The organism is Streptomyces antimicrobicus (assembly GCF_020532625.1).
Lineage (GTDB): Bacteria > Actinomycetota > Actinomycetes > Streptomycetales > Streptomycetaceae > Streptomyces > Streptomyces antimicrobicus.
Genome location: NZ_JAJAUY010000025.1, coordinates 30,627 through 57,171 on the forward strand (window position 1 = coordinate 30,627; position 26,545 = coordinate 57,171).

The window sequence follows — 26,545 nt, forward strand, 5'->3', positions numbered from 1 at the left end:
GCGACGTCCACCACCACCTGCCCGACCGGGCAGGCCCGAGTCGCCCAGCGCCCCACACGGCCAGCAGGCCCCGCAGCGCCCGACGCCCGTACGGCCAGGGAACCCCGATCCGTCCCGGCACGCGGCAACCACCGCTTCCACAACAGCCAAAGAACTCAAGAACACCTCGAGCAAGCCCAAGCCGAACAGCAATTCCAGCGGCGGCCAGGTACTCACGGCAGCCAGGAGCCCACGGCAGCCAGGAGCCCGCGGCAGCCAGGAACCCACGGCGGCCACAAACCCCCGGGGCAGCTGTGAACGACCGACAGCCCGAAGGCCTCGTGCCAGCCGTACACGCCGAGCCGCCCGCGAACCGCAGCAGCCACGAATCCGTGACGGCCTAACCCCTCGCACACCTCAGGCAAGCCCGCCCCGACTGCGAGAAAGCCAAGGCGGACGAGAAAACCCACCGCGCCCACGCAGCCGCGCTCGCACGGCGTAGCCGCGCGCCCGCACCGGCCGGAAAGGTCCCGCTGCCCAGGAACCCGCCGGGCAGCTACGGACCCCTGAAGGCCGAGGGCCTAGCGGTCGGCACGGGAGTCCCGAGCCGACCGCGAGGCCAGTAGCCTCCAGCAAGCCCACGCCGCCGCGGAGCCCATGCCGGCCGCGGATCGCGCAGCGGACACGGGCCCGCGCCGACAGGGATGGCTCCGCCGCCCGTAGAACCTGCCGGGCAGCCAGGGACCCGGGACGGCCGAGGGCCTAGAGGTCGGCACGGGAGTCCCGAGCCGACCGCGAGGCCAGTAGCCGCCAGCAAGCCCACGCCGGCCGCGCAGCCCGTTCACCGCCGCGGGTCCGGCGGCGGCCGAGGCCCCGTATGGCCTGGCAAGCCCGAGCCCTCCGGGAATCCGTCCGGCCGTCGGGGTCCCGCGGCGGCCAGGCCCCGCCCCGAACGACCAGGGCACCCGGGCCGGGCCGAGCTGCCTGCGACGCCACCGTCCGCCAAGAACCGCCGACGGCCGCGACGCCCTGCCAGCCCTGCACCCGGCGGCAGCGGAAGCCGCCGCGCCGCCACCGAGGAACCCCAGCCGCCGGCCGAGCCCTACGACAGCCCCGAAGCCCGAGGCGGCCGACCGGCCCGTGCCGCCCGAGGCGACTGCGCGGCGCGGGGCCGGGGCCTGGCCCCGACTCCCACGACCGCCGCAGCCCCGAGCACCAGCACCGCCCCGCCAACGGCCCCGTCCGGCACCGACTCCCGTATCCCGTCCGGCAGCGCCGCCACCGCTCCGAGCACCACCAGAAACGCGACCGCGCAAGCGCCCACGGCGCGCAGCAACCTCTCCACGCGCTACCAACGCCCGTCCACCCCCACCCGACACGGGGCATTTGTCGCACACTCGCCGGATCCGCGAACTCGCTCCCCCAGGAACCCAGAACCCGTAGATTCGCTCTTCAATAGCAAACGGAGGAAAGCACCCAGGAGCGAACAAAATGATCACCTATGGGCCCGAGGTCCTCGACCACGCCGACGACCTTGTCGCCGCCTACGCCGACGTCTTCTCCGCCCCGCCGTGGAACGAAGACGCAGAAACCATTCGTCAGTTCGCGACCCGGCTCCGGTCCGACGCCACCCGCCCCGGCTTCCGCGCCGTCATCACCACTTCCCCCACCGGCCGCACGGCCGCCACGGGCCCCACGGTCACCCCCGCCCCCACGGTCACCCCCGCCACCGCGCTCACCACCACCGCGGTGACCACCACTACCACCACGGGCAGCACCGGCCCCGGGCGTGCCACCACCACGGGCCTGACCCGCTCCCCGGCCACCACGGGCCCGACCCGCACCCCCGCTCCCATGGACGTGACCCGCACCACCGCCACCCCCGGCACCAGGGGCGAGCCGCCCACCCACCCCACCGGCATCGACGGCTTCGCCACCGCTTGGCTGACCCCCGACCCGTTCCCCGAGGACCGCGCCTATCCGCACGTGGCCGTCCAACTCGGCCCGGCCCGTGTCCGGCAACTCCTCGTCGGCGCCCTGGAGGTGGACGAACTCGCCGTACGCGCCCACGCCCGCGGCCTCGGCACCGGCCGCGCCCTGCTGGCCGAACTCACCGCCGACGCGCCCGACGGTCGCGCCTGGCTGCTGACCGCCCGGAAGGCCACCGACACCGTGGCCACGTACCGCCGCCTCGGGTGGCACGAGGTCACCCCTCTCCCCGGCACCGCCAACGGCGTCCTGGTCTTTCTCGCCCCCGGTCACCCCGACCGTCCCGATCTGTTTGGTCACTGAGAGTTACAACCCCTGGTCGCCGGGGCATCACCACCCCATGACAACGCCACACCTGACCACACTCGACCGGACACTCTCCCTCTTCCACCCCAGCCCTTCGACCCCCACAACCACCACACGGACCACCACCCCTGCCACAACGGCGCCCACCACAACGGCGCCCACCGCGACGGTGCCTGCCACAACGGCGCCCACCGCGACGGTGCCTGCCAGGACGGTGCCTGCCAGGACGGCGCCTGCCGCAACGGCGCCCACCGCGACGGTGCCTGCCATGACGGTGCCTGCCAGGACGGTGCCTGCCACAACGGCGCCCACCGCGACGGTGCCTGCCAGGACGGTGCCTGCCAGGACGGCGCCTGCCGCAACGGCGCCTGCCACAGCGGTGCCCGCCACAGCGGCGCCTGCCACGACGGTGCCTGCCAGGACGGTGCCCGCCGCAACGGCGCCCGCCACGACGGCGCCCACCGCAACGGCACCCGCCACCCCCGCCGCCACGCCCCTCGCCACTCCACCCCCCACCACGAAGCCCCCGACACCCCCCACCCAGACGCCCCGGACCACGACCCCCGCCCGCCCGAACCACACCCACCCCACCGCCCACCCGCCGCCGCCAGGCATGCCGCCACCACCCCTCCGGCAACGGCCCCGCGTAGCCGACTTACACCCGAACAAGGCGTCCCCCCGCCACCCGCGAAGCCTCGGCCACCCCGGCCACCTCAGCCCACCGCACCAGCCCCGGCGGCCCGTCCAACCCCCCACCGCGCCGTCCCCGGAGGCTGGTCGGCACCCCACCGCGGCCGCTCACCGGCAGCTGAACCTGGCCACGTACCGGCAGCTCCGCCAAGCCGGCGTCGCCTCCGGCACCATCAGCAACCGCTGCCGCCCCGGCGGCCCGTGGCAGCGGCTGCTGCCCCGGGTCCACCTCCTGCAGACGGGCCCTCCGGACCACCGCCAGCGCGCGCTCGCCGCCGTCCTCTACGCCGCGGACCCAGCCGGCGGCGACCCGCTGTCCGGCACCACGGCGGCCCTCACCGGCGGAGCCGCCCTCGCGCTGCTCGGCGTGCGCGGTGCGCCCGTGGCGCCGTACGACGTCCTGATCCGCGCCCCGCGCCGGCTCCGGCCCGTCGCCGACGTCCTGCCGCGCCCGACGACCCGCTGGCCGGGCACCATGTCCGTCACCGGCATCCCGTGCGCCCGCCCGCTCCGCGCCGCCGTCGACTTCGCCGCCCGCGCCGCGGACCCTGCCCTCGTCCGCTCAGTTCTGGCCAACACCGTCCAGTCCGGCTGGTGCCACCCCGCGGACCTGCACGCCGAACTGCGCACCGCCCGGCTCCTGCCCCGCCCGGCCGTCCGTACCGCCGCGGCCGAACTCGTCGCGGGCGTCCGCTCCATCGCCGAGGCCCACGCCCGCGAGGCCCTGGCCGCCGCCCAACTCCCGACCCCCCTGTGGAACGCCCGCCTCTACACCCCTGACGGCGCCTTCCTCGCCACCCCGGACGCGTACTGGCCGGACGAAGGCGTTGCCCTGGAAATCGACTCGGCCGAGTACCACTTCACGCGCGATTCCTGGCACGCGACCCTACGCCGCCGCCTCCGCCTCGAAGCCCACGGCATCCTGGTCGTATCGGCCACCCCCTCGATGATCCGCGACACCCCGCAGCACATCACCCAAGCCCTCGAAGCCCTCCTCACCCTGACCACCCACCGCCCCACACCCCCCACAGCCTTGGCCCGCGGCCACCAGCAATTGCCGCTGCCTTTGCCTCTGCCCTCAGAGCACTCCGGGGAGCTTGGCATGATGCGGGCATGGCGAAGACCTCGAGCACCCTCGCATTCGGCACTCCCGACGGAGTGACCGAAGGGGACTGGTTCCCCAATCACGCCGCACTGCACGCTGCTGGGCTGCACCGCTTCAGCGGACGCGGCATTTCCGGAGTGGAGCGCACTGGCGCCGATTCGATCGTGCTCTCGGGTGGGTACGTCGACGACCGGGACGAGGGCGATCTGATCATCTACACCGGCGAGGGCGGTCGTGACCGCGATACCGGGCACATGATCGATGACCAGTCGCTGGCTGAACCAGGCAATGCTGCACTGGTCACGTCCCAGGCCAAGGGCTACGAAGTCCGCGTGATCGAGGGCCTGAAGATCTCGGGCGGCAAGCGACGCCGGGCGCAGGGTGGGTACCGCTATCGGGGCCTCTACCGGGTGGCTGACCATTGGCTGACCGTGGGCCAAGAAGGTTTCACGATCTGCCAGTTCAAGCTGGTCAAGCTTCACCACGGCGATAAGCCCAAGCCGCAACCAGTCGACCCGCTCTCCGGAGTGGAGACTGACCTCGAAGAACAGGCGCGCCGGTACATCACTCAGAGCCGGCTCGCCCGTGACACCAAGATCGTGCGCAAGGTGAAGGAGATGTACGACCACACCTGCCAGATCTGCAGCCTGCGACTGGTCGTGTCGATCACGGGTGAGGCCTACAGCGAAGCGGCCCACATACAGGCCGTCGGGCAGCCGCACCTGGGGGAGGACCGGATCGAGAACGTCCTGTGCCTCTGCCCGAACTGCCATGTGCTCTTCGACCGGGGAGCCATCCAGCTCACCGATGACCTGCGGGTCATCGACGGGCTCACGGGTCGGGTCGGCGCTCCGATCCGGCGCGCCGAGGGCCATGACATCGGGATGAAGTACGCCCGGCGGCACCGGGAGCGGTGGGCCAACCGCCTGCCCTAATCGCTCGGGCAGGCGGCACAGCCGGGTAGCGGCACCTGTCGTACCCGCCGGTGATGGGTGGTTGCTCGGGGCCGCTGAATGGTGCTGGCTAGTGACCGTGGCAGGAGGCGTACGGCTTGCCCGACGTGCACCAGCACGGGGACGTCGCGGACGGGGGCCAGGGGGTGGCCTTGCCTCGGGCGGCCAGGGTCGTGGCGTATTCGGGCAGGAGGGACGGGGAGGCGGGGGAGGTCTTCTCCGACGCCGCGAAGGCCTCGTAGGAGGGGACGCTCGCGGTGACGATGCCGAGGTTCGTGGTGCCCGACGCGGCCAGGCTGCGCAGCGAGGACTCGATCTCGGCGAGGTGGGTGTCGTGGGAGGGGTACTCCGCGGCGAGAGTCGGATAGGCGGTGAGCAGCTCGGCGAGCTCGGCGGCCGGCCAGTGCAGGAGGGCCACCGGGAACGGGCGGGACAGGGCCGCCCGCCGGTCGCCGAGCTCGGCCCGCAGGCGGGCGATCTCGGCGCGCAGCTCGGCCGGGTCGTTGGAGCCCAGGGCCCAGATCCGCTTGGGGTCGTGGAGCTCGTCCAGCGGGATGGGGCCGGTGTGGCGGGTGTCGGCGACCATGTCCCAGTCGTCGTGCGGCAGCCCGAGCAGTCGGCGGACCCGGTGGCGGCCCGTGAGCAGGGCCGTGGTCGCCTGGGTGAGCGGGATGTCGTCGGCGATGAGCAGGGTGGCGGCCTGGGTGAAGGCCTCGTGTGAGGCGTCCAGCTCGTCATGGGCCTCCAGCGCCTCGGCGATCACCTCCCAGGGCGCCGGATCGGTGGGGGCGGCGGCACGGATGCCCGAGATCAGCGCGCGGGCCTCGGCCTCGTGGCCGTACTCCCAGAGGTTGGCGGCCTGGCGGGCCTTGATCAGGTGGACGTCGGAGGGTTCACCGGCGAGGAGTTGGTCGTAGAGCGCGCTGGCGCGGTCCCGGGCGTCGGCCAGTTCGAAGTGGGCCGCGGCCTGGAGGAGCAGCGGCTCCTGGTCCTCGGGGTAGCGGTGCGCCGTGCGGATGAGGCGCTCGGCTTCGGCAATGTGCTCGGCAGGCGTTTCGGGGCGCATGGTTCACACCGTACTGCTGCTGGTCAGTTGACGGGGGAGGTCTTAGGGTGCCGCCGTGCGGGATCACATTCGTGTGGTGGTGCAGGGCTCGCGGCAGCAGGCGCGGCGGGTGCGGCTCGCGCGGGCGCTCTGGGTGTGTGCCGAGGTGATCACCACCGTGGGGGTGGTGGTGGCGTTGCTGGTGGTGCACCAGGTGTGGTGGACCAACCGGCAAGCGGTCGCCGGGGCACAGGCGCTCGTACGGGGGCTGGAGGGGGAGTGGGGACAGCGCGGTGATCCCGCCGTTCCCGACCCGAACCCACCCGCGGCCCCGGACCCGACCGCAGACGGGGATCCGGCCGCCGGTGGCGGACAGCCAGGCGACGGCTCCGGCAGCGCGACCGAACCCGTGCCGGAGGGGCCCACGGCGCCCGCGCCCGGCGCCCCGAGACCCGGCACGGGCGCCGGCGGCGGCACCGGGCCGCGCCAGGACCAGGCGTACGCCGTCCTCCGTATCCCGCGGCTCGGGGTGGTCGCGCCCGTCGCGGAGGGAGTGAGCCGGCGCGGGGTGCTCGACAAGGGGTACGTCGGCCACTACCCGGGGACCGCCCAGCCGGGCGCCCAGGGGAACGTCGCCTTGGCCGGGCACCGCAATACGCACGGGGAGCCGTTCCGGTACATCAACCGGCTCCGTGGCGGGGACGAGGTCCACCTGGACGTGCGGGGGAAGCGTTTCACCTACGTGGTCGACACGGTCCTGCCGGAGACGACCGCCCGCGACAGCGGGGTGATCGCGCCGGTGCCGCGCAGCGTGGTGCGGCCCGAGTACGGCTACGGCGAACCGGGCGCGTACCTGACCCTGACGACGTGTACGCCCGAGTACTCGTCGAAGTACCGGCTGATCGTCTGGGCCAAGCTCAGGCGCTAGGACGGCGAAAGTCGATTGTCAGTGGGCCCGGTTAGGATCGAAGCATCCGTTCGGACCGGATCGTCGGGTCTGGTGCTGGCGTCGCGTCATGGGGAGGGGGGGAGCAACGGTGTTCAGTCATGGCAGTGGCAGTGGCAGTGGCAGTGGCAGTGGCAGTGGTCGCGGTCACGGTCACGGTCGTGGGCCGTCGTCGACGGCGGCGAGCGTGGCGAGCGCTCGGCTCTTGCCCCCGCTGGGCCCGCGGGTCCAGTTGGCCCCGAGGTCCCCGCTGTCTGCTGGGTCCGTCGACAGGCCCGAGGGGGCCGAGGGCGGGCGCGGTCTGCTGTTCGCGCTGCTGCTGGGGCTCGTCGGCCTGTTCGGGCCGGTGCTCTTCGTCCTAGGTGCCGGTGCGAGCGGTGAGGCGGGCGGCCCGGTCGGTCTTGCCGCCGCGGTGACCCTCGCGGCGACAGCCGCAGTCGGGGCGGCGTTCGCCGCTTGCGCGGCCTTCGCGGCACGCTGTGCGAGGCCCGTGCCCCCGACCCGAATACGCACCGCGATACGCGATCGCGAGCAGCGCACGGCGTTCCTGCCGCAGCGCGACCCCGACGCCGAGGGCCGGTCGCGGCCCAGGGCGCCTGGCCGTCCCGTCCCGACGGCCGCGTAGGGGCGCCTGGTCCGCGCTCAGTCCGCCTGAACCGTTGCCGCCCCTCGCGGGCCGTCACGCCGACATGCATCGCATGCCGCATCCGCCGCATCTGCCGCATGCGCGCCGTACGCCGTAAGCCATGAGCCGTACGCGCGCAGGCTGCCATGCCGCCTTGCCGCCATGCCCCCATGCGTCGTTCGACGTTCGACGAGACCCCTCGGAGGGCCCGCGTGTCCGTTTTCGTCCACCTTGTTGCTGAGCTGGCGGGGCTGCTTGAGCCGCTGCTGGCGCAGTCCGCGACCGCTGCCGCGATCGTGCTGTTCACCTTGCTCGTGCGGGCGCTGCTGCACCCGCTGAACCGGGCCGCCTTCCGCGGCGCCACGCCGATGGCGGGCTGCCTGCCCGTGGTGCTCCAGCTGCCGGTGTTCTTCGTGATGTACCAGGCGTTCTCGGCGAAGGAGGTCGGCGGCGAGGCCAACGAGCTCCTGGGGCACCGCCTGTTCGCCGCCCCGCTCGGGGACCGGTGGGCGGACGCGCTCGGGGACGGTGGGCTCGTGGGGGCGCCGGGGGTGGTGTTCCTCGGGCTGTTCGCGGCGATCGCGGCCGTGGCCGCGTGGAGCGCGGTGCGCGGACGCCGTGCCGCGGCGGACGCCCCGCCGGTGCAGCTGCCCGCGGCCGGCGGCGTACGGGGTGCTGCCGTGCCGACGCCCGAGCAGCAGGAGGCGGTGCGCAAGGTGATCGGCTTCCTGCCCCTGCTGTCGTTCGGCACGTTGATCACGGCAGCGGTGGTCCCCCTGGCCGCGGGCCTCTACCTGCTGACCACCACGGCCTTCACCGTCGTGGAGCGGGCCTGGCTGCAGCGCCGGAAGAACCGGGCGGAGGCAGCGGCCGGGGCGGCTGGGAAGAGGGGGGCGGTCAAGGCGTAGGGCGGGGCTCCTCCGCCTGGGTGGCGTTCCAGTCCGTGAACACGGTCTTGCGGATTGGTCCGGTTTCTTGGAGGATCGGCCAATCCTCCGATGGCCGCAACCCATCGTCCGGCCCGGGGCATGCCCGCGGGCCGACCACCCTCGACCAACGGGAGAATGCCCATGAAGCTGCTGCGAGTCGGACCCGTAGGGGCCGAGCGTCCTGCCCTGCTGGACCAGGACGGGACCCTGCGGGACCTCTCCGGCCTGGTCACGGATGTGAACGGCGAGCTCCTCGCCGACGCCTCCGAGCTGGCCCGCGTGCGGGAAGCGGCGGAGTCCGGGCAGCTTCCGGTGCTGGACGCGGAGGGGTTGCGCATCGGCGCGCCGGTCGGCCGCATAGGCAAGATCGTCGGCATCGGCCTGAACTACCACGGCCACGCGGCCGAGGTGGGCGCGGCGATCCCCGAGGAGCCGATCATGTTCCTCAAGGCTCCCGACACCGTGGTCGGTCCCGACGACACCGTGCTCATCCCGCGCGGCAGCGTGAAGACCGACTGGGAGGCCGAGCTCGGCGTCGTGATCGGCAGCACCGCGCGCTACCTCGGCTCCACCGAGGAGGGACTGGCCCACGTCGGCGGGTACGTGCTGGTGAACGACGTGTCGGAGCGCGAGTTCCAGATCGAGCGCGGCGGCACCTGGGACAAGGGCAAGAACTGCGAGACGTTCACCCCGATCGGGCCGTGGCTGCTCACGGCGGACGAGGTCCCGGACCCCCAGGTCCTGGACGTGAAGCTGTGGGTGAACGGCGAGCTGAAGCAGGACGGCTCGACCGCCGACCAGATCTTCCCGGTCGGCGAGGTCGTGCGGTACCTGAGCCAGTTCATGACGCTGTACCCCGGCGACGTGATCGTCACCGGCACCCCGGCGGGCGTGGCCATGGGCCAGCCGGAACCGAAGCCGTTCCTGCGGGCCGGGGACGTGGTCGAGGTCGAGATCGAGAAGCTGGGGCGCCAGCGCCAGGAGTTCAAGAACGCCTAAGGGGGGACTGGTCCCTTCCGCAGGTCTACGTCTGCCCGCGGGGGGCGGGAACGGGGGCTGGGGTCGGCGCCTCGGGCTCGGTTTGCGGAGCCCGACGCTCCGAGGTTCCGCCCGAGACTTCCACGTTCTGGGGCCCGGCGTCCCGGGCCCCAGAGCCGAGGTGTCAGAGCCGAGGTGTCGGAGCCCGAGGTTCCAGAGCCCGAGGTGTCAGAGCCTGAGGTTCCGGGTCCGACGCTTCTGTGTCCGGCGCTTCCGGGTCTCAAGGCCCGCGGCGTCCGCTGCCGGTCGGGCGATGCCTAGGGTGCCGGCGCCCCAAGCTCGGAACCAGAGCCTGGTTCTCGGTTCCCGGTTCCCGGTTCCCGGAGCCCGGAGCCCGGAGCCCGCAGCCGGAGCCGGAGCCGGAGCCGGAGCCGGAGCCGGAGCCCGGTTCTCTCGGCTTGCCGCTCGGAGTTCCTAGCTCGGTACTCGGAGCCCCTCGCTCGGTGTGCGGTCCTCGGCACGGGGCGACGTCGGGCCGCCGTGCTGTCCTCCCCCCAGTGGGGGGTCAGGGGCGGGGCGGCAAGGTCACCGTCACGCCCTCCCGGGACGACTGATGGGCGGCCTCCAGGACCTCCAGGCACCGGGCCGCCTCGTGGGCGGTGACCGGGGGCGGGGTGTTCGTGCGGAGGGCGGACTCCACCGCCGCGTAGTAGGCCGGGTAGTCGCCCGGAAGTGTTGGCACGGGGCGGCCGCCGCCGGTCAGGGGGGACTCGCCCGAGCCCACCTGGCCCCAGCAGTGTTCCGGCTCCTCGCCCCAGGGCTGGCCCGCCGTCGGGCGCAGGCCCTCGCGGAGCGCGCCCTCCTGGGGGTCCAGGCCGTACTTGACGTAGCCTGCCGCCGAGCCGAGCACCCGCATGCGGGGCCCGAGCTGGGCGGCGGTGGCGCTCATGTAGAGGTGGGAGCGGACTCCGTTCGCGTGCGTGAGGGCGACGAACGTGTCGTCGTCGGCCTCGGCGCCCGGTCGGCGGACGTCGACCTCGGCGTAGACACGTACCGCCGGGCCGAACAGCACCAGGGCCTGGTCGACGACGTGGCTGCCCAGGTCGTACAGCAGGCCGCCGATCTCCTCCGGGGCGCCCGACTCGCGCCAGCCGCCCTTGAGCTTCGGGCGCCAGCGCTCGAAGCGGGACTCGAAGCGCTGGACCTCGCCGAGTTCGCCGGTGGCGAGGAGGGCGCGGAGGGTGAGGAAGTCGTTGTCCCAGCGGCGGTTCTGGAAGACGGACAGGAACCCGCCCCGCTCGTCCGCGAGCGCGGCCAGGCCGCGCGCCTCGGCGGCGGTAGCCGCGAGCGGCTTGTCCACGACCACCGGGACCCCGGCCTCCAGGGCGGCCGTCGCCAGCGGGACGTGGGTCTTGTTGGGCGAGGCGACGACGACGAGGTCGAGGTCGCGGTCCCAGAGCTCGTCGGGGCTTTCGGCGAGGTACGCGTCGGGGTGCGCGGCGGCGGCCGCGGCGCGGCGTTCGGGGTGGGAAGTGACCACCGTGTCGAGGACCAGGCCCTCGGTGGCGGTGACGAGCGGAGCGTGGAACACGGAGCCGGCCAGTCCGTAGCCGACGAGTCCTACGCGGAGGGGGGCGTGGTGGGGGAGGGGGTTCATGCCTGCCACTTTGGCAACAGTGTTGCCGAAGTGCAAGGAGAGGTGACAATGGAGGGGTGAGTAGGGGCTTCGGGGGCAGGGGCGGCGGCGTGGGCGTGGGCGTGGGCGAGGGCCGAGGCGGGGGCGGCCGGGTCGGCGGAGGGTTCAATCTCCCCGCGCTGCGGAGTCACAACGCCGCGCTCGTTCTCGATCTGTTGCGCCGGGCCGGGGCGGCCGGTCCGGACGGGCTCGGCCGCGGCGAACTGGCCGAGCGTACGGGGCTCACCCCGCAGGCCGTCAGCAAGATCACGGCGCGGCTCCGCGAGGAGGGCTGGGTCGCCGAGGCCGGTCGGGGCGCCTCCACCGGCGGCAAGCCGCGGACGCTGCTGAGGCTGGTTCCGGAGGCGGGTCACGCCGTCGGCGTGCACCTGGACCGGGACGAGTTGCGTGTGGTGCGGGTGGACCTGTTGGGACGGGTGGTGGACGAGCGCCGCACCGAGCTGGACTTCGGAGCCGGGCCGGAGGCAGCGGTCGGCGAGGTCGTACGGGCGGTCGGCGAGGTCGTAGGGGGCCTCAGCGGAGACGGGACGGCCCCGGACGCCGCAGCCGCCCAGGCCGCGGCTGCTGCCGCGGCTTCCGAGCCTGGGCCAGGGCCTGCGCCCGGGGCTCCGGCTGTGCCCGCTGCCGGGCCTGGGCTTGAGGCCGCGCCCCGAGCGTCGGCCGCGGCTGCTTCTGCTTCTGCTTCTGCTTCAGAGCCTGAGCGCGCGGCTGCGCCTGCCACCGGGGCCGTGCCCGCGCCGGCGGCGGCTGGGCTCGCGTCCGGGGCCGTACCCGCGGCGGTGACGGCTGGGCTCGGGCCCGGGACTGCGCCCGCGTCGGCGGCTGCGCAGGGGTCCGCTCCCACGCCCGCGGCTGGGCCTGTGCTCGCGTCGGCGGATGCTCCGGCGCCGGTGTCTGAGCCGGCGGGTCCGGGTGCCGCTGCGCCCGGGCCTCCGGCGGGGCCCGCGCCCGCGGTTTGGGCCGCTGGACGCGCCGTGGCGCCGGGGCGTGGGGTGGTCGGGGCGGTGCTCGGGGTGGGGGTGGCGGCGCCTGGGCCGTTGGACCGGCGGGGCGGGGTGCTCGGGCGGGTGACGGGGTATCCGGAGTGGGCCGGGTTCGCGTTGCGGGAGGTGCTGGAGGAGCGGCTGGGGCTGCCGGTGGTGCTCGACAAGGACACCAATGCCGGGGCCGCGGCCCTCGGTTCGGGCGACTCCGGTGATTCCGTCTATCTGCACGTGGGTTCCGGGGTCGGCGCCGGACTGTGTCTGGGCGGTGAGGTGTACCGGGGAGGCAGGTCGGGTGCGGGGGAGTTCGGGCACCAGGTGCTGCTGCTGGACGGGCCGCCGTGCCGGTGTGGGGCGCGCGGGTGCGTGGAGGCGTTGTGCCTGGCGGCGGTGGCGCGCGGGGACACGGCCGAGGCGGCACGGGTGCTCGGGGAGGCCGCGGCGAACCTGGTGGCCCTGCTCGACGTGGACCGCGTACTGCTGGGCGGGCGGGTGGTGGCCGACGCGCCGGGCACGTTCGTGACGGTCGTGGGCGACGTCCTCGCCTCCAGGGCGCTGGGCCCCCACACGGCCACGGTCGCCCTGGCTCCGAGGGGCGTGGCCGAGGGCGCGGCCGAACTGATCCTGGGTCCTCTCTTCGGCCGCACCCCCTGAGCACCACCGGTCCCCTGCCGCGACGTCAAGTGTGACCGGCCGCGCCCGCCTGCCGGGGCTGGGCGTCCTGCCCGGCTGGGCGGGCCGGAGGGGGAAGGTCGGAGGGGGAGGGCCAGCTGGGGCCTGATGCCGTGGTGGCCGTGCCCTGACCCCTGACCGGCCGTGCCGTCTGGGCCGCGATGTACCGCCTGCGGGGGTCTTGGCGGAGGCAAGGCTTCCCCTGAGGCCCCGCCTCTGTTCCTGCCGTTCTGGCTGGCTGTCCAGGCGCCATCGCTGCCCGACCAGCCGTTGTCCGATCAGCCGTCGTCCGATCAACCGTTGTCCGACCAGCCGTTGGCGCCCGAACTGGTCAGCCAGGCCGATGTGTTGGGGTCCGCGCGCGGACCGCCTTACGGGCGGCCGGCCGGACGGGCGGTGCACCGGGGCCCGGCCTGCCGCTTCGCGGTGCGGCTTGCCTAGGCCCTGAGCGCCCCGCGCGGCACGGCTCTGACCGGGCGCTCCAAGGCTGCCGTACCGGCCGACCCGTTGCGTCCCGTCTCCCGCTCGTCGGCAGGGTGCCCCTGTACGCCTCGCGGCACCGCCCGGAGCGAGTCCGGTGGCCGGAGGACGCAGGGGCGGTGCCGGTCGGCCGCTCCGCCGGAGCGGCGCCGCCGGTGGAGTCACCGCCGAGCCGAGCCGAGCCGAGCTCAGCCCAGCCGAGCCGGGGCGGGCCGGCCGGCACTTCGTGCCGCCAGGCTTCGCGCCGCCGGGCGATGCGCCGCCGCGCTTCGCGCCGTCGGCCTGTGCGCCGTCGGCCTGTGTGCCGCCGGGGTCGTGTGTCGCGTGCCGCCGGACGGGCGTAATGCGGGCGGTTCGGTGCGCGGCTTGCGGGCGGGGGCTCGCGCGCGTGGGAAGGTGCAGGGCACATGGCGGGGTGATGGTCACCTCGTCCGACCATCGTCCGGCGAGCAGCGAACGAGCAGCGAAGGCACTTCATGCGTGGACGCAACGCCCTTGCCCTGGTCGCCGTACTCCTCGGGGTGACGGCGACGCCCGTCGCGTCCGCCGTCGCCGCCCCTGCCGCCGCCCCGGCTCGGGGCGTCGCCGTCCCTGCGCCCGCGCTCGCGCCCGACCCCGGGCAAGCCGCGGCAGCTCCTGGGCAGGCCGCCGTGGCCGTTCCCGTTCCGCCGCCGCTTCGGGACGTCGGGGTGGGGCCCGGGGGTGGGGCCCGGCCGGCGCCGGCGTTGCCGTCGCGGGCCAAGGCCAGGTGCGGCGGGGAGGCCAAGGACACGGCCTTTCCGATCGGGGCCCGGATTCGCGGGGGGCCGTCCGTCTACCGGGCCGGTGCCCCGTCGCAGTCGTGGTACCTCGACCTCACCAACACCACCGACGCCCCCTGCACCGCCATCCACCCCGTGGTCGTCTTCACCGACCAGGCCCGCATCCTGCGCCCCGCCCACCTGCGGATGGACTTCGAAGCCGGGGGCGGCGTCACCCACCCCGTCACCCTCGAACGCAGCGACCGGGACGAGATCATCGCCGTCTTCGACGGCGGCAGCGCCTTCCCCGGCTTCGCCGTCGGGCCCGGCGGGTCCGTCACCGTGAAGGTGCACCTGGCGTTCGCCCCGGACGCCCCGCACGGCGAGGTCGTCGCCGATGCCGCACTCGTCCAGCGCCGTGGCGACGACGGCGACTGGATCGGTGAGGCCGGCGGGTACCGGTTCTCCGTCGAGGGGCCGGAGGAGCCCGTGGACGGGGCGGCCGGGTCCCTCGCCCGTACGGGTGGCTCCGCGGACATGGTCCGGGCCCGTGCGCAGGGGCTCGGGGCCGTCGCGGTGGCCGCGCTGGTCGCCGGAGCCTCGTTGGTGCTGGGAGCCCGCCGGCTCCACCGCCGTTAACTCCGCCTCCGCCTCCGCCTCCGCTTCGCCACCCTTCGGTGCCCCAAGGTGCCCCAAGGTGCCCGAAGTGCCCGTAGGCGCCCGCCGACTCCGCCCCGGGGTTCCCGCCTGCTCCACCGCCGTCAGCACCAGCGACAGCCGGAGCCCCGCCGCCCGCCGCCGCCCGGCCCGCCGCCGCCCGACCAGCCCGCCCGCCCCAGCCGGTTCCCGCCCCCCGCATGATCACCCGTACAGTCCCCCCGTGGAAGAACCGACGCAGCACCGCCCCGGCCGGCCCGTTCGCTCGGGGATCCCGGAGCACGGGCGCATCCCCAAGTACTACGCCGTCAAGGCCCGGCTCTCCCTCCTGCTCGAAGAGCTCGGGGAGGGCGGGCTGCTGCCCACCGAGCGGGATCTCGCCGAGCGGTACGAGGTCTCCCGGGAGACGCTTCGGCAGGCACTGCGCGAGCTGGTGCTCGAAGGGCGGCTGCGGCGGGCCGGGCGGGGGACGGTCGTGGCCGGGCCCAAGCTGGAGCAGCCGCTGTCGCTGGCCAGTTACACCGAAGGCGTGCGGCGGCAGGGGCGGCGCCCGGGCCGGCACCTGATCGGCCTGGAGCAGTTCCCCTGCCCCGCCGACCTCGCCCCCGGCATCGGTGCCGCGCCCGGTGAGCCGGTCTGGCACCTGGAGCGCGTGCTGCTCGCCGACGACGAGCGGGTGGGCCTGGAGAGCACGTACCTGCGGGTGGCCCGTGCCCCGCGCCTGGACAGCGACTTCCAGCCGGACTCCTCGTTCTACGGCTACCTCAAGGACCGCCTGGGCATCTCCTTCGGCGACGCCGACGAGAAGCTGGAGACCGTCCTGGCCACCCCGCGCGAGGCCCTGCTCATCGGTACGCCGCCGGCCCTGCCGATGCTGCTCATCCACCGGTTCTCCCGGGACCAGGACGGGCGGCCCCTGGAGCGGGTGCGTTCGCTCTACCGTGGCGACCGGTTCAGCTTCACGACCCGTCTGCGCCCCGAATAGCGGGGGCAGGGGCAGGGGCGGGTGACGGCGACGCCCGCCGCGCGCCGCGCCGCCCCGGGCCGGGACCAGCCGGCCCGTACCCGGCCGAAAGGGACCAGTCGATGTCACGAGAAGATAACGGGTCTAGTCCAAGTGTCGAGGGCTGTTCACCGCCGCGTCCCTGCGGGGATCCGTACGGGTCACACCCCGCCACCACCGTGAAGGGCGTGAGAGTCATAGTCGTCGGAGGCGGCGTGGTCGGCACCATGCACGCCTGGCAAGCAGTGGAACGCGGCCACGAGGTCGTCCAGATCGAGCGCGAGGCCGAGGCGCGCGGCGCCTCGTTGCGCAATTTCGGCCAGATCTGGGTCAGCGGACGGGCCGGGGGCGAGGAGCTCGACACCGCCCTGCGGGCCCGCGCGTTGTGGGAGGGGATCGGCTCCCGGGTCCCGGGCCTCGGCTTCCGCGCCAACGGCTCGCTGACCCCGGTCCGCAGCGCCCACGAGTACGCCGTCGCCGAGGCGGCCGCCGCCCGCCCGGACGCCGCCTCCCGCGGCTACCGCCTGCTCACCCCGGCCGAGGCCCGCGCGCTCAACCCGGCGCTGCGCGGCGCGTTCGACGCCGCCCTGCACTGCGAGCGCGACGCCGCCGTCGAACCGCGCACCGCACAGCTCGCCCTGCGCGAGGCGCTCAGGGCCGGCGGCCGCTACACCTTCCTCCCCGGCCGCGAGGTCCGCGAGGTCGTCGGCGCCGGCGCCGTCCGCGACGACCACGGCGACGTCCACCGCGGCGACCAGGTGGTCCTCGCCACCGGCGCCTGGCTGTCGGGCCTGGTCCGCGAGCTCGTCCCCGACCTGCCCGTGCGCCGCGTACGGCTTCAGATGATGCAGACCGATCCGCTCGGCGAGCCGCTGACCACGTCGGTGGCCGACGCCGACAGCTTCCGCTACTACCCCGCCTACCGCGGCCCCGCCCTCGACGCGCTCAACGCCGGGCAGGCCCAGGCGCCGGTCGCCGCCGAGCACGCGATGCAGCTGCTGATGGTGCAGCGCCTCGACGGCGGTCTGACCATCGGTGACACCCACGAGTACGAGCACCCCTTCGCCTTCGACACCCTCGAAGACCCGTACGACCACCTGGTCGGGGTCGTCGAGTCCCTGCTGGGCCGGCCGCTGCCGAAGGTCCGGCGGCGCTGGGCGGGCGTGTACGCGCAGTGCACCGACACCAGCCGCGTCGTCCACCGCCAGCAGGTGGGTGACGGCGTGTGGCTGGTGACCGGGCCCGGCGGCCGCGGCATGACCTGCGCGCCCGCCGTCGCCGAGACGACCGCCGACGAACTGGGCTGGTGAACCCCATGGCCTCCACGCACCGCACCGACCGCCCCGCCCCCCGCCACGACCACCCCGCCCCCCGCCACGACCACCCCGGCTCCCGCCACGCCCACCCCGCCCCCCGCCACGCCCTCGTCGTCCTCGACATGGCGGGCACCACCGTCGCCGACGGCGGCCTCGTCGAGCGCGCCTTCGAGCGGGCCGCCGCCGCCCTCGGGGTCGAGCCCGGCTCGGCCGACCACGCGGCCAAGCTGCGCTACGTCCGCGACACCATGGGCGAGTCCAAGATCTCCGTCTTCCGGCACCTCTTCGGCAGCGAGGAGCTCGCCCACCGCGCCAACACCGCCTTCGAGCAGGCCTACGCCGAACTCGTCGACGGCGGCCTCGTCCAGGAGGTCCCCGGCGCCCGCGCGGCCATCGAGCAGCTGCGCGCCGACGGCCGCACCGTCGTCCTGACCACCGGCTTCGCCCGCGTCACCCAGGACGCCGTCCTCGACGCCCTCGGCTGGCAGGACCTGGTGGAGCTGACCCTGTGCCCGGCCGACGCCGGCGGCCGCGGCCGCCCGTACCCCGACATGGTGCTGGCCGCGTTCCTGCGCACCGGCGCGGTGGCCGACGTACGCCAGGTCGCCGTCGCCGGCGACACCGCGTACGACATGCTGTGCGGCACCCGCGCCGGGGCCGGGCTGGTCGCCGGTGTGCTCACCGGCGCGCACGACCGCGCCGCGCTGGAAGCGGCCGGCGCCACCCAGGTGCTCGACTCGATCGCGGACCTGCCGGCGCTGCTCGCCCGGGAGGCGGCGTGAGCGGCATCCGCTTCGAGTCGGTCTCGGTCGCCTACGACGGCCACACGGTCTTGGACCGCCTGGACCTGACCGTCGAACCGGGCGAGGTCATGGCCCTGCTCGGCCCCGTCAGGTTCGGGGAAGACCACCGCGCTGCGCGCCGTGGCCGGCTTCGTCACGCCGGTCTGCGGCCGGATCCGGATCGGCGGCCGTGACGTCACCCACCTGCCGCCGCACCGGCGTGGCATCGGCATGGTCGTCCAGCAGTACGCGCTGTTCCCGCACCTGCGGGTCGAGGACAACGTGGCCTTCGGCCTGCGCGCCCAGAAGGCACCCAGGGCCGAGATACCCGGCCGGGTCGCCGAGGCGCTGGAGATGACCGGCATGGGCGGATACGCCAAGCGCTACCCCCGCGAGCTCTCCGGCGGTCAGCAGCAGCGCGTCGCCATCGCCCGCGCCCTGGCCATCCGCCCCGGCGTCCTGCTGCTGGACGAGCCGCTGTCCGCGCTGGACGCCCAACTGCGCTCGGGCATGCTGGCGGAACTGGCCCGGCTGCACCGCGAACTGCCCGACGTCTCCCTCCTCTACGTCACCCACGACCAGGTCGAGGCGCTCACCCTGGCCGACCGGATCGCGGTCATGGACAAGGCCCGGCTCCAGGACTGCGGCACGCCGCAGGAGCTCTACCGCACCCCGCGCACCGCCTTCACGGCGTCCTTCGTCGGCAGCGCCAACCTGCTGCCGGTCACCGTCGACGGCTCCGGCGACGCCGTCTTCGAGGGCCGAGCGCTCGCCGTCGCCCCGGTCCCGGGCCGCGCCGTGGCCGCGGGCGCGCAGGCCACCTTGTGCGTGCGCCCGCACCTGCTCGCCCTCGGTGAGGGCGGGCCCAACACGCTGCGCGGCCGGCTCACCGAGGTCCAGTGGCGGGGCGCCACGCACCGGCTGCGCGTCGAGGTGTCCGGCCACCTGCTCACGGCGGACCTGCCCGAACTGCGCGAGCCTCCGGCCCTGGGCGAGGAGATCGCCCTCCACTTCGCCCCCGGCGACGCCGTGCTGCTGGCCGCCGGAGTGGCCGGGACGGCGGGGTCGGGCGCGACAAGCGGGTCGTCAGGGACGGCCGAGTCGTCCGAGCCGGCGGACCCGGCCGCGCTCGCCGGGGCGTCCGAGGCAGCGGGGGTGTCCCGTGGCTGACGCCGGGAGTGCGGCGGTGCCGCGCGCCGGGGCGGCCCTCCCGCGTCCCGGGTGGCGCGTGCCGCGCCCGGTCTGGGCCCTGCCGCCGGTGGCCGTGCTCGGGTTGATCCTCCTCCACCCGCTGGGCCTGGTCGTCCAGCAGTCCCTCTCCCCGGAGCGGGGCGGCGGCGCCTTCGGCGGGTACGCCGAGGTCCTCGGCTCGGCCGCCTTCCGCGACGCGCTCGGCACCACCGTGTGGCTGGCCGCCGGGGCGACCGTCGGCTGCCTGGTCCTCGGCTTCTTCCTGGCCCTGGTCATCGCGTTCGTGCCGTTCCCCGGGGCGAAGGCCGTCGCCAAGTTCGTCGACGTCTTCCTCTCCTTCCCCTCCTTCCTCGTCACCCTCGCCCTGCTGTTCGTCTACGGCACCGTGGGCATGGCCAACGGCCTGTGGACCGGGGTCACGGGGGCCGCCGAAGGGCCGTTCCACTTCCTGGCCACCCCCTGGGGCGTGCTGCTGGCGGAGATCACGTACTTCACGCCGTTCGTGATGCGCCCGCTGCTGGCCGCCTTCTCCCAGATGGAGACCGCGCAGCTGGAGGCGGCCTCCTCGCTGGGCGCCGGTCCCGGCCGGATCGTCCGGCAGGTGATCCTCCCCGAGGCCCGGCCCGCGCTCGCGGCGGGCGGCAGCCTGGTGCTGGTGATGTGCCTGAACGAGTTCGGCATCGTGCTGTTCACCGGCGCCAAAGGGGTCACCACCTTGCCGACGCTGATCTACGGCAAGGCCATCCTCGAAGCCGACTACCCGGCCGCGTGCGTGGTCGCCGTCGTCAACATCGCGATCTCCGTGGGCCTGTTCGGCCTCTACCGGGTGGTGAGCAAGCGTGCTGGTGCCTAGTCGAGCCGGCCGATGGGTCCTCTGGACCGTCTTCGCCCTGCTCTTCCTCCCCCTGTTCGCCCTGCCGCTGCTCGTGGTGGTCGCCGCCTCCTTCGCCGGCCACTGGTCGGGGGCCTTCCCCTCCGACCCGACCACCGCCCACTACGCCGCGGCCGTGCACGGCGAGTCCCTCCAGGCACTGGTGACCAGCCTGGTCACCGCCGTCGTCGCCAGCCTCCTCGCCCTGGCGCTCGGCACCTGGACGGCGATCGCCGCGGCCGGCCTCGGCAAGCGCGCCAAGCGGTCGCTGGACGCTCTGCTCATGCTGCCCGTGGCCGTCCCGTCCGTGGTCGTCGGCCTCGCGGTGCTCGTCGCCTTCAGCCGCCCGCCGCTGCTGCTCAACGGCACCAGCAGCATCGTGATCCTCGCCCACACGCTGCTCGTGACGGCCTTCGCCCACCAGTCGGTGGCGGCGGCGCTCGCCCGGCTCGACCCCGCTTACGAGCAGGCGGCGGCCTCGCTGGGCGCCCGCCCCTCGTACGTGCTGTGGCGGGTCAAACTGCCGCTGCTGCTGCCGTCCCTGACGGCTGCCGCCGGCCTCTGCTTCGCCCTGTCGATGGGCGAGTTGAGCGCCACCATGATGCTCTACCCGCCGGACTGGGTCCCGCTGCCCGTCCGGATCTTCACTGCCACCGACCGCGGCTCGCTCTTCAGCGGCTCGGCCCTGGCCGTCGTCCTCATGGCCGCGACCCTGCTCGTCCTGCTGGCCGTCTCCCGCCTCCGCACCAGGGGCTCGTACCGCTGACGGCTGACGGCACCCCGCACCCCGCACCCCCGCACCGCAACTCGTCACCGCCCCCTCCCCGTAGTCCCCGTCCCGAGGAGCACCCGCGTCATGCCCCGTCCCCTGCGCCCCATCGCCCCAGCCACCGCCACCGCCACCGCCGTCGCCGGAAGCCTCGTCCTCGCCGCCACCCTCACCGCCTGCGGCGGCGGTTCGTCCGCCGCCGGCTCCTCCTCCGAGGGGGAGAAGGTCGTCACCGTCTACAGCGCCGACGGCCTCAAGAGCGACAAGGGCGACGGCTGGTACGACAAGGTCTTCGCCGAGTTCACCAAGAAGACCGGCATCAAGGTGAAGTACGTCGAAGGCGGCTCCGGCGAGATGGTCCAGCGCGCCGTCCGCGAGCGGACCAACACCCAGGCCGACGTCCTCGTCACCCTGCCGCCGTTCATCCAGCAGGCCGACGGCAAGGGCCTGCTGCAGACCTACCGGCCGCAGGGCTCCGACAAGGTCAACGGCGCCGACAGGTCCGCCGACGGCAGGTGGACCTCCGTCGTCAACAACTACTTCGGCTTCGTCTACAACAAGAAGGAGCTGACCGAGGCGCCCCGGACCTGGGAGCAGCTGCTGGACGCCAAGTACAAGGGCAAGCTGCAGTACTCCACCCCCGGCGTCGCCGGCGACGGCACCGCCGTGCTCATCAAGTCCATGCACGACTTCGGCGGCCGGGAACCGGCGCTGGAGTACCTCAAGAAGCTCCAGGCCAACAACGTCGGCCCGTCGTCCTCGACGAGCAAGCTGGCGCCCAAGGTGGACAAGGGCGAGCTGCTCGTCGCCAACGGCGACGTGCAGATGAACTTCGCGCAGTCCACCTCCATGCCGAACCTGGGCATCTGGTTCCCCGCCAAGGAGGGCGGCCGGCCGACCACCTTCGCACTGCCCTACGCGGCGGGCCTGGTGGACAAGGCCCCGCACCCCGAGAACGGCAAGAAGCTGCTGGACTTCCTGCTCAGCGAGGAGGCCCAGAAGCTGGTCAGCGAGGTCGGCCGCGGCTTCCCGTCCCGTACGGACGTCAGGCCCACCGACGCCAACGCGGTCGAGCTCACCCGGATCATGGCCGGTGTCGAGATCTTCGAGCCGGACTGGGCCGACGTCGACAAGAACCTGTCGTCGTACGTGGCCGCGTGGAAGTCCGCGACCGGCAGCTGAGCCGTAACCCGGCGGCCACGTGCGGCCGCCACCGTACGACGCGTGCATAACGGGTCTGGACCGAAGCGCCCGCACCGCCCGGTCCGGCCCGTCCGCGACATCCTCGGCACCCCCGACCACTTGCTCCTGGAGGAGTACGTGTCCCCTGTCCTGTCCGGTCGCCGCCGTACCGCCGTGACCACCGCCGGCGCGAGCGCCCTGCTCGCCACCACCTTGGCCGTCACCCTCACCGCCGCGCTCGCCGTGGCCCCCGCGGGCGCCGCGGAGACCGCGGCCGTCCCCAAGGTCCTCGTGATCGGCCTCGACGGCGTGGTGCTCGACCGCGTCAAGGTGGCCGACGCACCCCACCTCAACGGCCTGATGGCCCAAGGGACGACCGCGAGGAGCACCCTCTACGCGAACCCCATGGCCGCCACCTCCTCCGGCCCCGGCTGGTCCACTGTCGCGACCGGAGTCTGGCCCGACAAGCACGGCGTGAGGGACAACTCCTTCACGGGCAAGAACTACACCGCCCACCCTGACTTCCTGACCCGGATCGAGAACGCGAAGCCCTCGCTCCACACCTACGCGGCCGCCGACTGGGAGCCGCTCACCTCCACCGACCAGAACGGCCCGGTCTTCTCCGCCAAGGTCGACAAGCGCCTGTCCCTCAAGGGCGACCGGGACGGATACGGCAACGAGGACCCGAAGGTCGCCGCGGCCGCCGCCACCGAGCTGCGCGACGCGGACACCGACGCCGCGTTCGTCTACCTCGGCCAGGTCGACTCCGCCGGGCACTCCTACGGCGCCGCGAGCCAGCAGTACCTCGACGCCATCGCCCGGGTCGACGCGCTGGTCGGCCAGATCCTCACTGCCGTGCGGAACCGCCCGACGTACGCCCAGGAGAACTGGAAGGTCCTCGTCACCACCGACCACGGCCACACCGGCGCCGGCGGCCACGGCGGTTCCGGCATCGAGGAGCGCGGCACCTTCGTCCTCGCCCAGGGCGCGGGCATCCCCGCCGGTTCGGTCCGGGACGACGTCCGCCTGGTCGACGTCGCCGCCACCGCCCTGGAGCACGTCGGCGTGGCCGCCGGCCCCGCCCTGGACGGCGTCCCGCTGAACACGCCCGACAGCGACCCCTTCGACACCCTGCGCCCGCAACTGCGGGCGCGCGTGGACGAGACCGGCATCCCGGTCGGCACCAAGGGCTTCACGCACACCCCGCCGGCCGGCTGGTCCGTGGACAACTCCCGGATGGGCAGCGGCGGCGTGAGCGAGTGGGCCGGCTGGACCTTCGCCACCGACGCGTTCTGGTCGCAGTCCCAACGCGACCAGTGGCGCGAGCTGAACGTCCGCTCCCGGGACGTCTTCGCCGTCGCCGACTCCGACGAGTGGGACGACAAGACCCACACCGGGTCCTTCGACTCCACCCTCGTCACACCGAAGTGGGCCGTCACGGGCGGCACCACCAGGACGCTGCGCTACGCCACCCACTACCGCCACGAGGCTCCGCAGACCGCCGAGGTCCTGGTCTCCTACGACGGAGGCACCCCGCAGGTGGTCAAGAGCTACACCGCCGATGCCGTCGCCAGGAACGAGGCCGTCGTCCTCCAGGTCCCGGCCGGCGCCACCGGCGTCCAGATCCGCTTCCGCTACACCGGCAGCAACAACTGGTACTGGACGATCGACAACGTCACGCTGAACTGAGAATCCGGCCGCTCCGCGGGCGGCCCGGCGCGGCCCGCCGCCCCGAGGACCGGGCTGTGGACGCTCACGGCGTCCACAGCCCGGTCCCGTTAGGCTGGCCGTGACAGTGGTGCAGACCACAGCCACCGCGAACGCAGAGCGGAGAACAGTTCAGTGGCAGAGCGCAAGCCGATCGAGTCCTGGCTCACCGACATGGACGGGGTCCTCATCCACGAGGGCACCCCGATCCCCGGCGCCGATGCCTTCATCAAGCGACTGCGTGAGTCCGGGAAGCCCTTCCTGGTCCTGACCAACAACTCCATCTACACCCCGCGCGACCTGCAGGCCCGCCTCCAGCGGATGGGGCTCGACGTCCCCGTCGACAACATCTGGACCTCGGCCCTGGCCACCGCCAAGTTCCTCGACGACCAGCGCCCCGGCGGCACCGCGTACGTCATCGGTGAGGCGGGCCTGACGACCGCCCTGCACGACATCGGCTACGTGCTGACCGACCACGAGCCCGACTACGTGGTCCTGGGCGAGACCCGCACCTACAGCTTCGAGGCCATGACCAAGGCGGTCCGGCTGATCAACGCCGGGGCCCGTTTCATCTGCACCAACCCCGACGAGACCGGCCCCTCCACCGAGGGCCCGCTGCCCGCCACCGGCGCGGTGGCCGCGCTGATCACCAAGGCCACGGGCAAGAAGCCGTACTTCGCCGGCAAGCCGAACCCGCTCATGATGCGGACCGGCCTGAACGCCATCGGCGCGCACTCCGAGACCAGCGCGATGATCGGCGACCGGATGGACACCGACGTGCTGGCCGGACTGGAGGCGGGCATGCAGACCTTCCTGGTGCTGACGGGCCTGACGACCGTCGCGGACACCGAGAAGTTCCCGTACCGCCCGACCCGGACCGTGGACTCGATCGCGGACCTGGTCGACCTCGTCTGACCCGGCGCCGACCGGGCGCCGACCGGGCGCCGACCGGGCGCCGACCGTGCGCTGATCCGGTCCCGACCCGTCCTGATGCGGCCGCGACCCGTCCTGATGCGGTCGGGACCCGGTCCTGGCCCGGTCCGTCCCGATCGCAGGCGAACTGACTCGTACGGCCCAGCGCATTGACCCCGTACGGGTCAGCGGCACGGCGCTGCGGATGCGCCGCGCCCCTCGGCGGGTGAACCTCCAGGGGACGAGGAGGTTCACGATGCGCATCGCTCAGTTCGCACTCCGTGCCACGGGGGCGGCGGTGGCCCTCACCGCCGCCTCCGCCCTGGCCGCGCCCACCGCCCTGGCGAACCCGGACGGCAACCGGGGGACCGTCTCGGTCAGCCCGTCCACGGCCCGGCCCGGGGAGGAGGTCGAGCTGCGCGTCCACGGCTGCGAGGGCCGCAAGGGCTGGGCGAAGTCCGCCGTGTTCGTCGCGGACGCCCACCTGTCCGGGCGGGACGGCCCCGGCAGCCCGCTCTTCGGCGAGGCGAAGATCAGCTCGCGCGCCGAGCCCGGCTGGCACACCATCCGCGTCCTGTGCGACCACCAGGACGACAAGGCCACCGGCTCGATCCAGATCGTCCGGCACGGCGGTCACCACCACGGCGACCACCAGGGTGATCACCACGGCGACCACCAGCGCCCGCACCACCCGGGGCACGCCACGCCGTTCTGGCCGAGCCACGCCGGCGGCGGCGGGATGGCGGCCGAACTGGCGGCCGCCCCGGCGAAGAAGCAGTCCGCCGACGAGGGCCCCGGCCTGCCCCACACCGTGATCGGCGCCGTACTGGCGGCCGTGGCGACCCTGGCGGTGGCGGGCAAGGCCCTGGCCATGCGGCGCCGCCGCAGCGGCGAGTGACGGGCGGCCGGCGATGTCGGACGAGCCGACGTCGTCCACGGGCGGCCGACTGCTGACCTTCACCGCCTGGTCGGTCCTGGTGCTCGGCCTGTGGCTGTGGGGCCGCGAGATCACCGAGGCCCAGCCGGTGCCTTCCGCGCAGGCCGGCTCGATGTTCGGGATCAGCCTGCCGGTCGCGCACACGCCGCTGCCCGGCACCGCGCTGCCGCAACGGGTCGAGCTGCCGGCCATGGGCGTACGGGCCCCGGTCGTGCCGCGCGGGCTGGACGGCCAGGGGGCCGTCGACCCGCCCCCGTACGCCACCCCGGGCGTGGTCGGCTGGTGGTCGGGCGGCACCCGCCCGGGCGCCGCCGGGACGGCCCTGCTGGTGGGCCATGTGGACACCGCCTCCAAACCGGCGGTCTTCTACGGTTTGAGCACGGCGCGGCCGGGGGACACCGTGCGGGTCGCGCGGGACGACGGTTCGACGGCGGAGTTCACCGTCGAGGACGTGCAGGTCTACGAGCGGGAGTCGTTCGACGCGCACAAGGCGTACGGGCCCCGGGTCAAGGGGCGGGCCGAGCTGCGGCTGATCACCTGCGGGGGGACGTACGACAAGGTGGCGAAGCAGTACTCGGCCAATGTGGTCGTCTCGGCGTACCTGACCGGCGTGACGCCCGCGCGCGGGACGGTGTGAGAGGCGGCCGGGCGGAGATGCAGCGAGGCCCCCATCCGATGGATGGGGGCCTCGCCCGTCTGTGCGCCGCCAGGGACTCGAACCCCGGACCCGCTGATTAAGAGTCAGCTGCTCTAACCAACTGAGCTAGCGGCGCCTGCTGACAGAGAAAACTCTACCCCACGTTTCGCGGTGCTCGTGACCAGCCACGCCCGACTTGTCCGATTAACGAATATTCGGGCGCTTTTCGTGCACGATATCTCTCGGCCGCTCACCACCTGACGCCCCGCCAGGTGTGGGGTGCCCGGTGAACGTAGGCGGATGAGCAGGGAAGAGGCGACGATGCAGCAGCCGCGGATGCCGATGCCGGTCTTCGAGGAGTACGAGCCCGCCGGCGACTGCGCGTGCCCGGGATGCGCCGCGCGCCGCCGGGCGTCGGCCCGGGCCCGCGCCATACCGCTGCGGGACGGCGGGCACCCGGCGGTG

General features: G+C 74.0%; 21 protein-coding genes, 1 tRNA gene and 3 pseudogenes. 21 read left to right on the forward strand and 4 right to left on the reverse strand.

Annotation, left to right across the window (positions count from 1 at the left end):
• The first annotated feature begins 1,470 nt into the window (after positions 1 to 1,470).
• The gene (locus tag LG632_RS30185; protein WP_264201603.1) at positions 1,471 to 2,271 is read left to right on the forward strand and encodes a GNAT family N-acetyltransferase; all 801 of its coding nucleotides are present in this window, start codon (positions 1,471 to 1,473) and stop codon (positions 2,269 to 2,271) included.
• 27 nt (positions 2,272 to 2,298) lie between these two features.
• On the opposite strand, the gene LG632_RS09620 is transcribed toward LG632_RS30185, so the two are convergent.
• Positions 2,299 to 2,736: a hypothetical protein gene (locus tag LG632_RS09620; RefSeq protein WP_226726476.1), complete on the reverse strand. Its 438-nt coding sequence runs from the start codon at positions 2,734 to 2,736 to the stop codon at positions 2,299 to 2,301.
• 151 nt (positions 2,737 to 2,887) lie between these two features.
• Between LG632_RS09620 and LG632_RS09625 the strand changes: the two genes are divergently transcribed.
• Positions 2,888 to 4,126, forward strand: coding sequence for a hypothetical protein (locus LG632_RS09625; RefSeq protein ID WP_226726477.1), 1,239 nt, complete (start codon positions 2,888 to 2,890; stop codon positions 4,124 to 4,126).
• Positions 4,078 to 5,004 carry a YDG/SRA domain-containing protein gene (locus tag LG632_RS09630; protein WP_226726478.1) on the forward strand — a complete coding sequence of 309 codons (927 nt, stop codon included), beginning with the start codon at positions 4,078 to 4,080 and terminating at the stop codon, positions 5,002 to 5,004. The genes LG632_RS09625 and LG632_RS09630 overlap by 49 nt, the downstream gene beginning before the upstream one ends.
• 88 nt (positions 5,005 to 5,092) lie before the next feature.
• On the opposite strand, the gene LG632_RS09635 is transcribed toward LG632_RS09630, so the two are convergent.
• Entirely contained in the window at positions 5,093 to 6,088 is a 996-nt protein-coding gene (locus LG632_RS09635; RefSeq protein ID WP_226726479.1) for an SEC-C domain-containing protein, read from the reverse strand.
• Between the two features lie 55 nt (positions 6,089 to 6,143).
• Between LG632_RS09635 and LG632_RS09640 the strand changes: the two genes are divergently transcribed.
• The 4 genes from LG632_RS09640 (at position 6,144) to LG632_RS09655 (ending at position 9,566) form a co-directional block, all read left to right on the forward strand.
• A complete protein-coding gene (locus tag LG632_RS09640) occupies positions 6,144 to 6,995 on the forward strand; it encodes a class E sortase (RefSeq protein ID WP_226726480.1) in 852 nt (283 codons plus the stop codon).
• Positions 6,996 to 7,314: 319 nt separating this feature from the next.
• On the forward strand, positions 7,315 to 7,638 hold the full coding sequence (locus LG632_RS09645; RefSeq protein ID WP_374203440.1) for a DUF6412 domain-containing protein: 324 nt from the start codon (positions 7,315 to 7,317) through the stop codon (positions 7,636 to 7,638).
• Between the two features lie 212 nt (positions 7,639 to 7,850).
• Positions 7,851 to 8,546 (forward strand): YidC/Oxa1 family membrane protein insertase, encoded by a 696-nt coding sequence (locus LG632_RS09650; RefSeq protein ID WP_226726481.1) that lies wholly within the window; start codon positions 7,851 to 7,853, stop codon positions 8,544 to 8,546.
• A gap of 162 nt (positions 8,547 to 8,708) precedes the next feature.
• Positions 8,709 to 9,566, forward strand: coding sequence for a fumarylacetoacetate hydrolase family protein (locus tag LG632_RS09655; RefSeq protein WP_226726482.1), 858 nt, complete (start codon positions 8,709 to 8,711; stop codon positions 9,564 to 9,566).
• Positions 9,567 to 10,110: 544 nt separating this feature from the next.
• Here the strand turns inward: LG632_RS09655 and LG632_RS09660 are convergent.
• A complete protein-coding gene (locus LG632_RS09660) occupies positions 10,111 to 11,202 on the reverse strand; it encodes a Gfo/Idh/MocA family oxidoreductase (protein ID WP_226726483.1) in 1,092 nt (363 codons plus the stop codon).
• A gap of 89 nt (positions 11,203 to 11,291) precedes the next feature.
• Here LG632_RS09660 and LG632_RS30800 point away from each other — a divergent pair.
• The 14 genes and pseudogenes from LG632_RS30800 to LG632_RS09730 form a co-directional block, all read left to right on the forward strand.
• Positions 11,292 to 11,760, forward strand: a pseudogene (locus tag LG632_RS30800) (MarR family transcriptional regulator); the annotation flags it as partial.
• A 347-nt stretch (positions 11,761 to 12,107) separates the two neighbouring features.
• Positions 12,108 to 12,878: pseudogene (locus LG632_RS30715) on the forward strand (ROK family protein); the annotation flags it as partial.
• Between the two features lie 974 nt (positions 12,879 to 13,852).
• Complete coding sequence (locus LG632_RS09675; RefSeq protein WP_226726502.1) at positions 13,853 to 14,755, forward strand: hypothetical protein; 903 nt, start codon at positions 13,853 to 13,855, stop codon at positions 14,753 to 14,755.
• Between the two features lie 241 nt (positions 14,756 to 14,996).
• The gene (locus tag LG632_RS09680) at positions 14,997 to 15,758 is read left to right on the forward strand and encodes a GntR family transcriptional regulator (RefSeq protein WP_226726484.1); all 762 of its coding nucleotides are present in this window, start codon (positions 14,997 to 14,999) and stop codon (positions 15,756 to 15,758) included.
• Between the two features lie 206 nt (positions 15,759 to 15,964).
• Complete coding sequence (locus tag LG632_RS09685; RefSeq protein WP_226726485.1) at positions 15,965 to 17,086, forward strand: TIGR03364 family FAD-dependent oxidoreductase; 1,122 nt, start codon at positions 15,965 to 15,967, stop codon at positions 17,084 to 17,086.
• A gap of 128 nt (positions 17,087 to 17,214) precedes the next feature.
• The gene (locus LG632_RS09690; protein ID WP_374203442.1) at positions 17,215 to 17,874 is read left to right on the forward strand and encodes an HAD family hydrolase; all 660 of its coding nucleotides are present in this window, start codon (positions 17,215 to 17,217) and stop codon (positions 17,872 to 17,874) included.
• Positions 17,871 to 19,044: pseudogene (locus tag LG632_RS09695) on the forward strand (ABC transporter ATP-binding protein). Before LG632_RS09690 ends, LG632_RS09695 begins: the two are co-directional and overlap by 4 nt.
• A 16-nt stretch (positions 19,045 to 19,060) precedes the next feature.
• Positions 19,061 to 19,918 (forward strand): 2-aminoethylphosphonate ABC transporter permease subunit, encoded by an 858-nt coding sequence (locus LG632_RS09700; RefSeq protein ID WP_226726501.1) that lies wholly within the window; start codon positions 19,061 to 19,063, stop codon positions 19,916 to 19,918.
• Complete coding sequence (locus tag LG632_RS09705; RefSeq protein ID WP_226726487.1) at positions 19,905 to 20,702, forward strand: ABC transporter permease; 798 nt, start codon at positions 19,905 to 19,907, stop codon at positions 20,700 to 20,702. The genes LG632_RS09700 and LG632_RS09705 overlap by 14 nt, the downstream gene beginning before the upstream one ends.
• A 90-nt stretch (positions 20,703 to 20,792) precedes the next feature.
• Complete coding sequence (locus LG632_RS09710; RefSeq protein WP_226726488.1) at positions 20,793 to 21,887, forward strand: 2-aminoethylphosphonate ABC transporter substrate-binding protein; 1,095 nt, start codon at positions 20,793 to 20,795, stop codon at positions 21,885 to 21,887.
• Between the two features lie 138 nt (positions 21,888 to 22,025).
• Positions 22,026 to 23,576, forward strand: a complete 1,551-nt coding sequence (locus LG632_RS09715) for an alkaline phosphatase family protein (protein WP_374203443.1) — start codon at positions 22,026 to 22,028, stop codon at positions 23,574 to 23,576.
• 153 nt (positions 23,577 to 23,729) lie between these two features.
• Entirely contained in the window at positions 23,730 to 24,509 is a 780-nt protein-coding gene (locus LG632_RS09720) for an HAD-IIA family hydrolase (protein ID WP_226726490.1), read from the forward strand.
• A gap of 253 nt (positions 24,510 to 24,762) precedes the next feature.
• Positions 24,763 to 25,404, forward strand: a complete 642-nt coding sequence (locus LG632_RS09725; RefSeq protein ID WP_226726491.1) for a hypothetical protein — start codon at positions 24,763 to 24,765, stop codon at positions 25,402 to 25,404.
• Between the two features lie 13 nt (positions 25,405 to 25,417).
• Positions 25,418 to 26,080 carry a class F sortase gene (locus tag LG632_RS09730; protein WP_226726492.1) on the forward strand — a complete coding sequence of 221 codons (663 nt, stop codon included), beginning with the start codon at positions 25,418 to 25,420 and terminating at the stop codon, positions 26,078 to 26,080.
• A gap of 62 nt (positions 26,081 to 26,142) precedes the next feature.
• Here LG632_RS09730 and LG632_RS09735 read toward each other — a convergent pair.
• Positions 26,143 to 26,216 (reverse strand) — tRNA-Lys (locus LG632_RS09735).
• Positions 26,217 to 26,545: the final 329 nt, after the last annotated feature.

Coding starts and splice junctions, on each gene's coding strand:
- LG632_RS30185 (WP_264201603.1), top strand. CDS start 1,471: ATGATCACCTATGGGCCCGAGGTCCTCGACCACGCCGACGACCTTGTC.
- LG632_RS09625 (WP_226726477.1), top strand. CDS start 2,888: ATGCCGCCACCACCCCTCCGGCAACGGCCCCGCGTAGCCGACTTACAC.
- LG632_RS09630 (WP_226726478.1), top strand. CDS start 4,078: ATGGCGAAGACCTCGAGCACCCTCGCATTCGGCACTCCCGACGGAGTG.
- LG632_RS09635 (WP_226726479.1), bottom strand. CDS start 6,088: ATGCGCCCCGAAACGCCTGCCGAGCACATTGCCGAAGCCGAGCGCCTC.
- LG632_RS09655 (WP_226726482.1), top strand. CDS start 8,709: ATGAAGCTGCTGCGAGTCGGACCCGTAGGGGCCGAGCGTCCTGCCCTG.
- LG632_RS09660 (WP_226726483.1), bottom strand. CDS start 11,202: ATGAACCCCCTCCCCCACCACGCCCCCCTCCGCGTAGGACTCGTCGGC.
- LG632_RS09675 (WP_226726502.1), top strand. CDS start 13,853: ATGCGTGGACGCAACGCCCTTGCCCTGGTCGCCGTACTCCTCGGGGTG.
- LG632_RS09690 (WP_374203442.1), top strand. CDS start 17,215: ATGGCGGGCACCACCGTCGCCGACGGCGGCCTCGTCGAGCGCGCCTTC.
- LG632_RS09710 (WP_226726488.1), top strand. CDS start 20,793: ATGCCCCGTCCCCTGCGCCCCATCGCCCCAGCCACCGCCACCGCCACC.
- LG632_RS09725 (WP_226726491.1), top strand. CDS start 24,763: ATGCGCATCGCTCAGTTCGCACTCCGTGCCACGGGGGCGGCGGTGGCC.
- LG632_RS09730 (WP_226726492.1), top strand. CDS start 25,418: ATGTCGGACGAGCCGACGTCGTCCACGGGCGGCCGACTGCTGACCTTC.